The 13,239-nt window shown below is 62.6% G+C and carries 9 protein-coding genes; 4 read left to right on the top strand and 5 right to left on the bottom strand.

The genetic code is table 11. The features are described from left to right. Nucleotides 1-2: 2 nt before the first annotated feature. Nucleotides 3-2,474: an ATP-binding protein gene (locus ACYU8T_RS14530; RefSeq protein WP_461160028.1), complete on the bottom strand. Its 2,472-nt coding sequence runs from the start codon at nt 2,472-2,474 to the stop codon at nt 3-5. A gap of 26 nt (nt 2,475-2,500) precedes the next feature. Continuing rightward, nucleotides 2,501-3,190 carry a cellulose biosynthesis protein BcsS gene (gene bcsS, locus ACYU8T_RS14525; protein WP_176502332.1) on the bottom strand — a complete coding sequence of 230 codons (690 nt, stop codon included), beginning with the start codon at nt 3,188-3,190 and terminating at the stop codon, nt 2,501-2,503. A 198-nt stretch (nt 3,191-3,388) separates the two neighbouring features. Here bcsS and ACYU8T_RS14520 point away from each other — a divergent pair, with 198 nt between their 5' ends. The 3 genes from ACYU8T_RS14520 to ACYU8T_RS14510 are packed head-to-tail and all read left to right on the top strand — an operon-like array spanning nt 3,389 to nt 5,342. After that, complete coding sequence (locus ACYU8T_RS14520) at nt 3,389-4,579, top strand: PP2C family protein-serine/threonine phosphatase (RefSeq protein WP_461160027.1); 1,191 nt, start codon at nt 3,389-3,391, stop codon at nt 4,577-4,579. An 18-nt stretch (nt 4,580-4,597) separates the two neighbouring features. Next, nucleotides 4,598-4,936, top strand: coding sequence for an STAS domain-containing protein (locus ACYU8T_RS14515; RefSeq protein WP_097093590.1), 339 nt, complete (start codon nt 4,598-4,600; stop codon nt 4,934-4,936). Then, nucleotides 4,929-5,342, top strand: a complete 414-nt coding sequence (locus ACYU8T_RS14510) for an ATP-binding protein (RefSeq protein ID WP_247233729.1) — start codon at nt 4,929-4,931, stop codon at nt 5,340-5,342. The genes ACYU8T_RS14515 and ACYU8T_RS14510 overlap by 8 nt, the downstream gene beginning before the upstream one ends. Nucleotides 5,343-5,578: 236 nt before the next feature. Here the strand turns inward: ACYU8T_RS14510 and ACYU8T_RS14505 are convergent, their stop codons facing one another. The 3 genes from ACYU8T_RS14505 to ACYU8T_RS14495 form a co-directional block, all read right to left on the bottom strand. After that, nucleotides 5,579-7,396: a glycosyltransferase family 2 protein gene (locus ACYU8T_RS14505; protein ID WP_461160026.1), complete on the bottom strand. Its 1,818-nt coding sequence runs from the start codon at nt 7,394-7,396 to the stop codon at nt 5,579-5,581. A 132-nt stretch (nt 7,397-7,528) separates the two neighbouring features. Then, the gene (locus tag ACYU8T_RS14500) at nt 7,529-8,794 is read right to left on the bottom strand and encodes a TetR/AcrR family transcriptional regulator (RefSeq protein WP_461160025.1); all 1,266 of its coding nucleotides are present in this window, start codon (nt 8,792-8,794) and stop codon (nt 7,529-7,531) included. A 106-nt stretch (nt 8,795-8,900) separates the two neighbouring features. After that, nucleotides 8,901-11,204: an arylsulfatase gene (locus ACYU8T_RS14495; protein ID WP_461160024.1), complete on the bottom strand. Its 2,304-nt coding sequence runs from the start codon at nt 11,202-11,204 to the stop codon at nt 8,901-8,903. Between the two features lie 146 nt (nt 11,205-11,350). On the opposite strand from ACYU8T_RS14495, the gene ACYU8T_RS14490 reads away from it, so the two are divergent. After that, on the top strand, nt 11,351-13,195 hold the full coding sequence (locus ACYU8T_RS14490) for an alkyl sulfatase dimerization domain-containing protein (protein WP_461160023.1): 1,845 nt from the start codon (nt 11,351-11,353) through the stop codon (nt 13,193-13,195). The last annotated feature ends 44 nt before the right edge of the window (nt 13,196-13,239 follow it).

Below are 13,239 nucleotides of genomic sequence, written 5' to 3'. Positions count from 1 at the left end.
GGTCATTTCCCTCCTTCGGAGCTGGTCTGCCGCCACAAACGCTCGACCGTCGCCACCAGATGATCGATCGACGTTTGCGATTTGGTGAGGAAGGCCTGCACGCTGGCCGCAGCCTCATTGTCGGCATCCTGTGCGGAAAAGATGATGACCGGTATCTGTCCCGCCGCCTTCAGGTCGGGAAGCAGGAGCGATCCCGGCCCATCCGTCAGGCCCAGGTCCAATATCGCGAGGTCGAATGGCTGGCGCCCGAGCGCCGCTCGCGCCTCGCGCAGGGTCGCAACCGATGTCAGTTCGACCTGATCCTCCAGCGCCGTGGCGATCAGGCGGAGTACGTCCGGATCATCATCGACATGCAGGATGCGCGGCTTCCCGTCGCGCTGCCCGCCGAACAGCGTGTGCTTGACCGCATCCAGCATCTGGTCCGTGGGCAAGGGCTTTTGCAGCCAATCGATGATCGGCAGCGCCTCTGCTTCTACAGAGCCCGCCCGGCTGTCGGCGGAGATCATCAGGATCGGCGGGTGGGACCCGTCCTCCAACGCCCGCAGCGAACGGACGAGCGAGATGCCGCCGCCCTCCGGCAGGTCGGAGTCGATGAGGATCAGGCGGTAGCTGCGCGCGCGCGCCGCCGCCAATGCAGCGGACCCGTCATGCACCACGTCGCAGGGGAATCCGGCATTCGCCAATATCTCCTGCATGTCGGTGGAGGTCTGCCGATCCCCTTCGCAGATCAGGATACGGCCTTCTTCCTCCGCCTTGTCCGGCGCCGTCGCTGGCAGGTCGATGTGGAAGCGGGTGCCAACGCCCGTCTCCGTGTCGAAGCTGACGCTGCCGCCGAGCCGCGTCACCATCTCCCGAACGATGCTGAGCCCGAGCCCGGTGCCGCCCTTGGCCCGACTGTCTGAACTATCGGCCTGCGCGAAACGGCTGAAAACCCGTTCCCGGAAATCTTCGTCGATGCCGGGGCCATGATCGCAGATGCTGATCCTGTGCGCCGCGCCTGAAGGTTGCAGAACGACCTCTACCGCCGCGCCCGCCGGAGAGAATTTGACTGCGTTGGAAATCAGGTTGGTGATGATCTGCATCAGCCGGTCGGGATCAGCCCACACATAGGCGCGCGGTCCGTCGATCTTCAGTTCCAGGCTGATCTGATACCGGTCGGCGAAGCCGCGATTGGCCTCGATCGCCTGCTTCAGGAAATCCGACAGGTCAATCAGCTGGTTCTTGAAGACCATCCGCCCGCTGTCGATCTTCTCCAGGTCCAATATGTCATTGATCAGGCGGACGAGCCGCTCGGCGTTGCTGTGCGCGATCGTGATCAGCCGCTGCGCCCGGTCCCCCAGTTCCCCGCCCGCGCCCCCGGCCAGAAGGCTGAGGGACCCTGCGATGGATGTGAGCGGCGTCCGCAATTCATGGCTGACGCTTGCGACGAATTCCGACTTGATCCGCTCGACCCGCTTGCGCTCGCTGATGTCGCGAACCACCGCCACATAATGAGTGCCGTCATTCAGTTCGACAGCGGTTATCGCAACGTCGGAAGGGAAAACCGTGCCGTCCTTGCGGCGGCCAGGTATCTCCTGAATATGCCCCGGATGCCCTTCGCTCAGATTCATGCTGCGCAGATAGGCTGCGACCTGTCCTCGCGGAGGCTGGTTGGCGAACAGCATGCCGACGTCCCGCCGCAGCATGTCGCTATCTTCATAGCCGAAAATCCTCGCACCCGCCCGGTTCACGCCCTCGATGCTGCCGCTCGGATTGAGGATGAGGATGCCGTCCATCGCCGCGTCGAGAATGGCTTTGCGGCGACGGGACACATCGTCCAGGCGCGCGAGGGCGGCCCCCCTGGCTTTCAGCGTCCGGAGAATGACGATTCCTGCCGCACAGAGCAGGATGGCCAGAAAGCTGAGGAGGGAAAAGGCACGGCCACGCAGCTGCTTCTGCGCCTTGTCTGCCAGTGCGGATGTGTGCGCCAGCTGCTTGGCCTCGACCGCTTGCTGCCGACCAATCTCGGCGCGAAGGCGATCCATCAGCAGCTTGCCGCGCCCGCTGACCACCATGGCCAGCGCCCGATCCCTGCCGCCACGGGCGTTGGAGGATATCGCCTCCTGCACGAAGGCCAGCTTTTCACGCGACAGCGTGCGGAGCGTGTCGAGGCCCTTCTGCTGCTCCGCCGACGCCGAAAGCGCCTGCATCCGATTGAAGCTGTCCGGAATTGCGTGGAGAGCGGCTTCGTAGGGCTCGAGAAACTCACGCCGATTGGTCATCAGATAGCCGCGCTGCCCTGTCTCCGCATCCTGATGCTCGGACAGCATGTCCTGCATCAGCGACCGGCGGTCATAGGAGCGGATGACCTCAAGGCGCAGCTGGGCCGCATTGTCCGCCTGCGCCACAAGGATGAGGCCGACAGCCAATATGATGACCGGAATGGCGACCGCCACCACCCACAGCATGGTTTGTCGAAGACCAGGCATGGTCATCGGCGGCGTTCTCCGGCAAACAGCGCTTAAAAGACCTGGCTGAGCCCTATGGATAGATAAGGCCGCGCATTGCGGCCCTTCTGTTCGGTCGCGCCGGCTGAAAGCTGCCCCGTCCAGCCGCCGCCGATCGCGGTCGAAATATAGGCGCCCAGACCGCCGCGCTTATAGGTGGGATCGCCCTGCAAAGTCGCTTCCAAGCCCAGCCGCGTATCGCTCTGCCGGTTGACCGCTTGGGTGAGGCGGAGCTGCGCCATGTAGCTTTCATTGCGGATGCCCCAGCTTCCGAACCAGCCGAGGCGCAGGCGATCACCCAACACGCCATCCGTCTGGACGCCCACGTCCCATCGTGAACCCTGCAGCTTATTGCCCGGATCATTGGGGTCGAGATCGGTTTTCGTGAAGCGCGGCCCCGCACCGATATTCGCCCAGCCCCAGGACCCGGACGTCTGATAGACGAGGGCGGCTTCCGCGCCGATATAGGTGGCCTCGATCCGTTCGGTGGTGCGATAGCGATACGTCCCGCCATTTACCCCGGCGCGGACGGCAAGGCCGTGGCCGAGCGAGTTGCCGGGAAGAGAGATCAACCCGCCGCCATATCCTCCCGCGCCGTCGCCGACAGAACCGCCCGCGTAGATCACGCCCCGGTCCTGCGCCAGCGCCGCCTGCCCCGAAAGCGCTGAAACGGCGAGGAGGGCCAGAAAGCGAAGTGAAATCATTCGATTGTTTCCCGACGGCGGATTGTTGCCGCTGCATAACGTGCGATGGGGTGGAAGGGACAGCCCAAAAACGGCGTTAACGCTCGATTTACCGTATTTTCGGAAAATCTTTGCCATTCAAAGCCTTCCTGTCCGGCGGCTTGGCCGTTAGATGGGGAGGGTGGGGCAGGCTTGTTTTTGGAGAAACGCAGGAATCTCATGACGGCGGAGCCGCTCCCCATTACCAGCCTCAACATACTCATCGTCGACGACGATGACCTGTTCCTTGAGGTGCTGGCGCTGGAGATGGAGGCGCTCGGCTGCTCGGTGCAGGTCGCAGGCGATGGGGCGGCCGCTCTTGCGCATGTGCAATTGGCGCCGGTCGATGTCCTCATCACCGATTGGCAGATGCCGGGCATGGATGGCCTTGAACTCGTGCGGCAGGTGAGGGCGGCGGCGGTGCAGAACCGCTTTCTCCACATCGTCATGATGACCGCGCGCGGCGACAGCAACACGATCCGGGCCGCCACGCTTGCGGGCGTCGACGATTTCCTGTTCAAGCCGCTCGATCCGCTGCAACTGGAACTGACGGTAGCCTCGGCCCGGCGCAATGTGCGCCTGCATCGCAGCCTGGAGCGGCGGAACCGCCATTTGGCGCAGGCGCATGATCGTATCCGCGCGGCCTATCGCCATGTGCGGGCTGACCTCGATGCGGCGGCTGCGCTGCATCACAAGCTGTTGCCCAATGACAAGGAAATGAACGGCGTGCGCATCGCCTGGGCGCATCAGCCAGCGATGAACATGAGCGGCGATACGCTGGGCGTGTCGCGGCAGGACGACAAGATTCTCTTTTTCCTCGCCGATGTTCAGGGGCATGGCGTGCCCGCCGCGCTCGCATCCTTTCACCTGCATCACCGGCTGGTCCAGCTTGCACCCGGCGATCCGGCGGCGCTGGCGTCCGCGATCGAGCAGCTCAATCGGGAGATCGAGGGGCAGCCCAATGAAAATTACGCGACGCTGATCTGCGGCCTGCTCTCGCCGCATGAAGGGCGCGCGTGGATCATCCGTGCTGGCCATCCCGATCCGCTGATCGTCGGGCCAGACGGCGTGTCCACCCTGCGCCTGGACGGTGGTTTTCCGCTCGGCTGGTTCAGTGACGCTACTTTCATCCCCGAAGAAGTCACGTTGGAACCCCGGACACGGCTGATACTCTTTTCCGACGGCGTTACCGAATGCGCCGATCGCGACGGCACGCAGTTGGAGGTCGCGGGGCTCAGCGAGTTGCTGCGCGAGGGGGCCGACGAGCCGCTGGAACTGACGGTCGAACGGGTGAAGGCCGCCGTCGCGATGCGGCGGGGCACGCGCGGTTTTGACGATGATATCTCGCTTCTCGCGATTGAAATGGCATAGATAGACAAGGGTGAAGGAATGACGGCGATCATCACTATGGATGGGGATGTGGCCCTGGTAGAGGTGCAGGCGACGCGGTTCGATGCCGCCGAAGCCCCGGCATTCAAGGCGGACCTCGCCAAGGGCATCGATGGTGGTCCGCGCAAGGTCGTGCTGGACCTCACGCGCGTCGCTTTCATGGACAGCACGGCGCTCGGCGCGCTGGTGTCGCTCCTCAAGATGCTGGGCAAGGACGGCTCGCTCGCCATCGCGGGGGCGCAGCCTGCGGTGCGCCGCCTGTTCGAACTGACGCGCCTCGACGCTGTGTTCCGGCTTGCCGAGACGGTCCCGGATGCAAGAGCGCTCGTGCGTGGCTGACGAGGGGGCTGTCCGCCTGTACCCCGCCCGGCTGGAAGAAGTCGGTCAGTTGAGCGAGCATGTCCGCGCCCTCTGCGAAGCCGCCGCTGTTCCACCCGAAGTGATGATCGACATCGAGTTGGCGCTTGCAGAGGCCGCCAACAACATCATCATCCATGGCTATCGCGGTCGGGACGACGGCATGATCGGCGTGGGGGTGCAAATTATGCCCGGCTCCGTATCGCTCGAACTCCAGGATCAGGGCGAAGCGGTTCCCGAAGGACTGTTTTCCAGATGCCGCACCATCTCCGCTGATGCGGAGAGCGGCCGCGGTGTTGGGATCATCCAGTCGTGCATCGACCAGATCGATTATCGGAGCGAAGGCGGCACGAACCGACTGCGTCTCACAAAGCGCCTGCGCGGCTGACCGGCGCGCCATCCGCTAACACCGTTCGCCATGAGCTTTTCGAAGGGCTACCGCAGCAATCGCCCGCCGTCACTTCAAACTGGCAGGCAACTTGTCCGTCATGGATTGAGGCGGAGCTTTCCCGGTCTCTTGGCGAAGCGCATCATCCTCCATCCTGACGACGATGCTCCCGGCGATGGCCAGAATGGCTGCCATCAGCAAATGGCTCCGCCCTCTTCTAAAACCTTCTTTCCAGTTCATCCTGCCTCTTCCTCGTTGGGTTGCCACAGGGCCGCACGGACCATGATCGACATGCCCAGAATGTTGTTGAGACCCCACAGGCCGTTGGCGATCAGGCCGCCGAGCGTGTAATTGCCAAAGCCCAGCCATAGCGCTGCCGCCGCCCAGCAGAATGCGGCAAAGGTTCCGATCATCAAAGCCAGCTGCGGCCAGACCAGGTGCAGATAATGGCCGTCCTGCCGATCCTTGGGCGTGACCGGGAACTTGATCTTCTGCTTTCGCACCACCGCCCAGAGTGCTTGGAGCGAGATCGGGAAGGACGCCATATAGCTGACCTTCCCCTTATAGCCGGAAATGCCCCAGGTCCCGAACATGATGGCAAGCTCGGTCACGATCAGGAACGGCAGCGCCCGATCGAAAAAGTCGCCCGTATAGGCGGAAACCGGCGCGACCGACGTCATCAGATAGACGATCGGCGCCAGCAGGAAGACAAGGTTCCAGAGCGCGCCCATATAGGACCAGAAGGTCGTCAAATACATGAGCCGCTGGCCGAGCGACAAACCCTTGGCCGTCACGGGATTGTCGTGGAAGAAGATGTCCAGGCTTCCACCTGCATATTTGAACCGCTGGATGCTCCAGCTGAGCAGGTCCTGCGGCGAGAGCATCTTCGATTCCACATGCGGGTGAAGCACGGATTTCCACCGCCGTTCGCGGTCCTGATGCAGCACGATCGTGGTGTAGATGTCTTCCGACACATGGAATTTATAGGGCGTCAGCTCCTCGGCCTGCGCGGCTTGCCAGCGGGCAAGCGCTTGCGCCGCCGGATCGGCGCGGCGGCGGACGAGCTTGGCGATGCGCGATTTCGCATCGCCCGAAGCGTGGGCGATGGCATCGGCATAGGCACGCAGCGCGACGAACATCACGGCCTCGCGCCGGTGGATCGATCCCGCCCCGCAGCAGAAGGCAGCGTTATAGGCGTTGCGGCGGCGCTGGATCACGTCGAAGAACAGCTGCGGGTCATTGACGAACGGGTCCTCGCCGATGCGTATCTCGCCAAAGAGCCGTTCTACCGCTCCGCCGATCACGCTGCCCACCCCTCCAAATTTGCGGCCCATCCAGTCCTTCAGCCGCTCGCCTTCGGGCAGATCATAAAACCAGTGCGGCGTCTGCACGAAAGCCACGTCAGGATCGCGGAAATAGCCGAGCGTCCGCTCCAGCATCGTTGGAAATGGCCGCGTGTCAGCATCGCAGATCACGATGAAGTCGCCGCTCGTCTGCTCCATGGCGTTGCGCAGATTGCCGGCCTTGAAGCCGACATTATTGTCGCGGCTGATATAATTGACGCCTTCCTCGTCCGCGACCTGCCGCATCGTGTCGCGGCGGCCATCGTCGAGTATATGCACCTTCACGTTGATGGGATGAGGGTAGCGCACGGCCTTGGCGTCGCGGATGCTCAGCCGCACCAATTCCTCATCCTCATTATAGGTGGCGATGAAGATATCGACCGAGATGGGCCGATCATCCTCGCTGCCCGCCGACCCCACGCATTCGCTGGTCCGCGCTGGGGGTGCGCGCAGCGGATAATCCTTCACCTTCCACAGGTTGAGCGTGAAAAGGATGAGCCCGAAATAGGCGCAAGTCTCCGCGATCACCAAGGGAATGGCGAACCACAAGGCGTCCCAGTTCAGCGAATCCGTCCAGCGCCACAACAGATAGCGCGCGCCCAGCAACAGCATCAGCAGCGCCAATGTCTGCCAGATCAACTCGATCAATCGCGAATGAGGCAGCGGCTCTGGAGGTCGTCGATCCTCAAAGCGATTGAAATAGAAATCCACGGGCGTCCTTCCGGCTTCTCGGGTCGATTCCAACGCCCCCTCGCTGGCCGCAACGGAGCGGGAGGAAGGCTAGGTCTTCAAGATTAATCTTGCAACACAAGAGGTTGGCGCTAGCGCCTTCTCACAGGGCAACTAACTGCGCCCGTCCGCCCGCAGACCTTCAAGAAACAGGAGCGCACATTCCCGGGCGTAGATCTCGCGATCCTTCTCCGCAGGCGGCGTGCTCGCCGTGAAGAAACGGACCGCGAATGTCGCGAGAGTGTAGAAGATGCGCGTCGCCATATGGCTCGGGCGTGGCAGCCCCAGGGCATGCAGATGCGTCTCCAGCGCATCGCCCAGCCGCCGCACGCGGCCTTCATAAAATAGCTGAGCGAGATCGGGAAGGAAATCAGCCTCCACTACCAACAGCCGGTGCATGCGCAAGTTCGCCGGTTCAAGATGCCGGTCCAGCGCCTCCCGCGCGAGCGCGGCAAGCGCCGCTTCGGGCTCGTCACTCACGGGCACCTGCGTGAACGGGCGCTGGCTCGCCTCGAAAATGTCGCGCTGCACGATATAGCGCAGCAGATTTTCCTTGTTGCCGAACTGCCGGTAGATCGTAGCCTTGCTCACCCGCACCGCAGCGGCGATCCGGTCGATGCTGGCCCGGCGATAGCCATGTTCCAGAAATTCGCTCGTCGACGCATCCAGCAGCGCCAGCAGCTTGTCAGCGGAAAGGCGCATCGCGGGTCCGCCCTCGCGTGCAGGCGGCTCGATCGCGGGGGCAGGGGCAGTGTCGCGCGCAACGTCCGTCACGCCGCGATAGCCGTCCAGGAACAGATGCACCGCACAATCCACGATGCGTTTCTGCGCGGCCTTGCCGGGCAGTTCCGTACCCAGAAAATAGCGCGCGCCTTCCACCGCCATGCCGCCAAAGCGGATGGCCATGGCCATCGTATCGCAGGCTATGATTACGCCGTCGTCGATAAGCTGCGCGAGATGATCGGCGAGTGGCTGCGACGATGCCAGACGCTTCTCGTGCAGCTCCGCGGCCAATTCCGGAACATGGTTAGCAGCCGCGATATTGGCGCGGAACAGGCCGAAATTCACGGGCTCGGCAAAACCCTCGAACAGCCGCATGGCATAGCGCGTCAGCGTGTCTTCCGCATTTGCCCCGCGATCGATGGCCCTGAGGTTGAGCCACGCACCGTTCAATTTGCTGCGGACGGCGGCCTCGAACAAAGCGAGCTTGCTTGGATAAAGCTCGTAGATGCTCTGCTTGCTCATATGGGCGACGGCGGCGATCCGATCGACGCTCGTTCGCTCAAAGCCATCGGCCAGGAATACTTGGCCCGCGGCGTTCAGGATCTGGGTCCGGTTATCGCGCTCGGCATGCACGGGTTGAGAAGTGATTTCGACCATCTGGGCCTATCTTAACCGCCGGACGGGGCGCGCCGTCAACGGGCAAAGCCGAAAAGCGTCTCCTGATGCCTGCGGCGCATGTCCGCAGGCATCAGGATTGTTCCGTTCAGGGCGCCTTGCCGGGCGCGCCGGGCTTACCCACCGAAATGTCGACTTTCTCAATCCCACCAGGGAAGTGACCGCCATCCTTATAATCGGACGTGACCGGCGTATCGGCGTCGAAACCGATATCCAGCGTGTCGCTCATTTCCGGCAGTTTCGATATGGTCCGCGCGATGCGGGCCTGTGCCACCTTGGTGCCGTTGGCGCTGATGATCATGTCACCCCCGGCATTCACGCCGCCATCATAGTGAAAGTCAAAGACCAGCCTGTTCTTCCCCGCTGGGAGAGGCTGGGTCGCCGCCACCCGTGACTGGTCGCCCGCCAGTTGCGATGCCGCGATCATCGCAACAGGTCGTCCATCCTTCAGATAGAAGCTCCAGCCCCCGAACTTGCTCCCCAGCGCGACGAGCGCGCCGGTCGCGGGCTCCTTCGGCATGTCGACATCAGCGGTGATGCGGAAACTGCGCGCCAGCAGTGGCGCGGCACTGACCGACGGTATGCTGATCCCTCCGCCCCAATAGCTGTAGGTCGAACGATGGGGCCGTTGCCCTTCGGTCGCACGGAACCGGGCAAGCGTCAGGCGGTCGTCCAGCGGCAGCACCTGGTTCCGCTCGGCCTCCTTGCGGAAAAGGGCCTGCATCTCCTTCAGCTTCGCGCCTTGGCTGGCGGCCAGGTCGCGCGACTGGGAAAAGTCCTTGCGCAGGTCATATAGCTCCCACTTATACTGATTGGGCAGAATGGAGCCGTCGCCACGCTTCCATGGCAGGTTGACTGGCGTGGTGCTTGCCAGCCAGCCTTGATGATAAATGGCATGATTGCCCATCATCTCGAAATATTGGGTGTCGTGCCGCTCTGGGGCGCGGGGCGCGGCAAAGCTGTAGGCGAAGCTGACGCCATCCATCCGCTGCTGTGCAACGCCATTGACGCTGTCGGGCGCTGGCAGGCCCGCAGCCTCCAATATGGTCGGCATCACATCGACCACATGGGTAAATTGTGACCGGATGCCGCGTTCCTTGATATGATCCGGCCAGGATACGACCAGCCCGTTGCGCGTCCCGCCCAGGTGAGAGGCATATTGCTTGAACCAGGGAAAGGGCGCGTTGGTCGCCCATGCCCAGCCATAGCCCCAATTGCCCACCGCATCGGGCCCGCCGATCTTGTCAAGATTGGCGAGCAGCATCCTGTCATCCTCCTGCATCGCATTGGCGAAGGATGACATAGGGTTCGAACTGCCATTCTCTCCGCCCTCGGCCGCCGCGCCATTGTCCCCTTCGATGAACATGATCAACGTGTTGCCGCTCTCGCCCATACGGTCGAGTTCGTCGAGGACACGGCCGATCTGTGCGTCCTGATAGGCCAGCATGGCTGCATAGACTTCCATGAAGCGCGCATTGATCCGGCGCTGATCGGGGGTGAGCGCGCTCCAGGCGGTCAAGCCTTGGGGCCGTGCTGAATCCTTGGTGGCAGAAGGAATGATGCCCAGCCGCTTCTGCCGCTTCACTGTGTCCGCGCGAACAGCGTCCCATCCCTTGTCGAACTGCCCCTTGAACTTGGCGATCCAGTCTGCGGGCGCCTGCAGCGGGGCATGCGCCGATCCGGTCGCATAATAGAGGAAGAAGGGTTTGTCGGGCGCAGCTGCTTTCTGATTATGGATCCATTGGATGGCTTCGTCGGCCAGCGCCTTGTCCAGCACCCCTTCCTTGAGGGTCGGGATGGCGGTGGTGCCGCGATAAAGGGCGGGGGTGAACTGGTTGGTTTCCGCCGCCATGAAGCCGTAGAAATGTTCGAAACCCAATCCGGTCGGCCACATGTCGTAAGGACCGGCCGGTGATACATCGGCTTCGGGCGCATTATGATGCTTGCCGACCATCGCCGTATTGTAGCCGCTCTGGCGCAACACTTCCGCTACCGTCGCCGCGCTCTTGGGCAGGATATTGGTATAGCCGGGAAAGCCCGTGGACAGGTTCGCGACGATGCCGTTGCCGACCGCATGATGATTTCGCCCGGTCAGCAGAGAGGCGCGGGTCGGGGAACACATAGCCGTCGTGTGGAAACGGTTGTAGACCAGCCCGCGCGCTGCCAGCCGGTCCAGATTGGGCGTGGGTATCGGACCCCCGAACGTGGACGCCGCGCCGAAACCGACGTCGTCCGTCAGGATCAGCAGCACATTGGGTGCGCCAGCAGGGGCGGTGACAGCTTTGGGAAAGGCCGGGGCCGAATCGGCATAGGTTTCGCCGATCTTGCCCCCAAAGGGTTCTGGCGCTCGCGGGAGCACATTCTGTGCCGCGAGCGGCGCCGCGCTTCCCATGATAAGTGCCAGAAATCCAGCTTTATAGTTCAGTCCTGACCGCTTTCTCATCTTTCATCCACTCCCTATGCTTTCGCATCTTGTACGGATGAGTTTCGTACAGTACAAGCGGCCATAACGAACAATATATCTGTGTAGGAGAGGATATGACCGTGGAGGTCCTTGACCGCGGCGCGCGTCGGCGCGTCGCTCGCAGGCTGCATTTGATGGGTGGCGCAGCTCTCATGCGCGGGCTCTCGGCGCTTGTGCTGGCGGGCATGGCCGCACCGGTGATCGCTCATGCGCCGGATCTCAACGTGCCCTTTTCCGCTCCATCCAACTATACCGCCCATGCCCGGCTGTTCCAGGAACGCGTCACCCGCGTAGGAAAGACGCCGGTCTGGCAAATCGAATTTCAGGGCATGAACCTCGTCGTGGTCGAGGGCAGCGACGGGCTCGTCCTGCTCGATACCGGCATGAATCGCGATGTTGCGACTGCCGCTCTGGCCAAGATCAGGGCGCAGATTTCCACCAAGCCGATCAAGGCCATCATCTACACCCACCATCATCCTGATCATGTGAATGGGGCAGGGGTGTTCGTACCGCCAGCCGACGTCGCCAGCGGCAAGGTGCCGATCTTCGCGGCCTCGAATTTCCTGAAGGAGCTTTCCGACGAAGGGGTCGCCACACTGCCCATCGTCGCCGCGCGCTCGGCCTACATGTTCGGCTTCAGCCTTGCAGGAAAGGAAGCAGAGGATTTTCATGTCGGCTGCTGCGGCGCTTTGGGTAAGGCGGGGAAGAATGAGTCCGCGTACATCCCGCCCACTCAGTTCGTCGATGTGGATGGCGGGCGCGACATTGAAATCGCCGGGGTGAAGCTGCACCTGTTCCACACCGGGGGAGAGGCCGCGTCGCACATCGCGGCATGGCTCCCCGACTATCAGGTGCTGATTTCGGGCGATGAGGTGCAGGGACCGACATTTCCCAATCTCCATTCGATGCGCGGTACGAAGATGCGCGACGCCAACCGCTGGATCGAGGCGCTGCGCAGGATGGAACGCTATGGCGCAGCCTGGATGGTGCCGATGCACGGCCCGGTCGTGGAAGGTGCGCCGCAGATCAAGGCGCTCCTGACCCGTTATGAAGATGCGATCCAATATACCCATGACCAGACGATCCGTCTGATCAACAAGGGCATGACGCAGGACGACTTGCCTGACGCTCTTGGGCCGTTGCCCGACTGGCTGCGCTCGGAGCCCTATACCACCGAATATTACGGCACTGCCGCCGACGCGGCGCGCAGCTATTATGTCGGCTATATCAGTTGGTTCTCCGGCGATGCGACCGACCTTGCGCCCACGCCACGCGTGGAGCGGGCCCGGCGGGAGGTCACGTTGATGGGTGGGCGGACACCCGTGCTTGCCGCCGCCAACCGCGCTTTCGAACAGGGGGACGCGCAATGGGCGGCGGAGCTTGCGGCGCTGCTGATCGCCATTGATCATCAGGATATGGAGGCACGACGGCTGAAGGCCGCCGCTTTCCGCAAACTCGGCTACGCTACCTATAATAGCAACCGGCGCGGCTTCTACCTGATGGGCGCGCTGGAACTGGAAGGAAAGCTGCAACAGGCAGGCCTGACCGCGCGCTATATGAACCCGGATAATATCCGCAAGATGCCAGTCGCGCTGATGCTTGAGCAAATCCGCTACAAAGTTGATCCCAAGCGCGCCGGAGCTGGCGGTCATGCCGTCGCCCTGACCATCGCCGGGGAAAGCGATACATGGCTGCTTGAACTGCGCAACAGCACGCTGAAATTCCGCCGCGGTGAGGCGGACGGCGCGCCGGTCGTGCGGCTTGATCGGAATGCGTTGGGGGAACTGGTTTCCGGCAACCAGACGGTGGACGCACTGGTGAAGGCAGGCGCAATCACGGGCCGGGGCTCGGCAGCGCTGAAGCAGATTTTCAGCTCTCTCGACCTGACCGTCCAACCGATCAATCTGGTCATACGCTAGCTAGTACGAAACAACTTCGTACAAATACGCGCTTTCAGGCCTTA

The organism is Sphingobium sp. TomMM35A, assembly GCF_054771735.1.
This window is presented reverse-complemented; position numbering and strand designations above follow the sequence as displayed.

Coding starts and splice junctions, on each gene's coding strand:
- ACYU8T_RS14530 (WP_461160028.1), bottom strand. CDS start 2,474: ATGACCATGCCTGGTCTTCGACAAACCATGCTGTGGGTGGTGGCGGTC.
- bcsS (WP_176502332.1), bottom strand. CDS start 3,190: ATGATTTCACTTCGCTTTCTGGCCCTCCTCGCCGTTTCAGCGCTTTCG.
- ACYU8T_RS14520 (WP_461160027.1), top strand. CDS start 3,389: ATGACGGCGGAGCCGCTCCCCATTACCAGCCTCAACATACTCATCGTC.
- ACYU8T_RS14515 (WP_097093590.1), top strand. CDS start 4,598: ATGACGGCGATCATCACTATGGATGGGGATGTGGCCCTGGTAGAGGTG.
- ACYU8T_RS14500 (WP_461160025.1), bottom strand. CDS start 8,794: ATGGTCGAAATCACTTCTCAACCCGTGCATGCCGAGCGCGATAACCGG.
- ACYU8T_RS14495 (WP_461160024.1), bottom strand. CDS start 11,204: ATGGGAAGCGCGGCGCCGCTCGCGGCACAGAATGTGCTCCCGCGAGCG.
- ACYU8T_RS14490 (WP_461160023.1), top strand. CDS start 11,351: ATGACCGTGGAGGTCCTTGACCGCGGCGCGCGTCGGCGCGTCGCTCGC.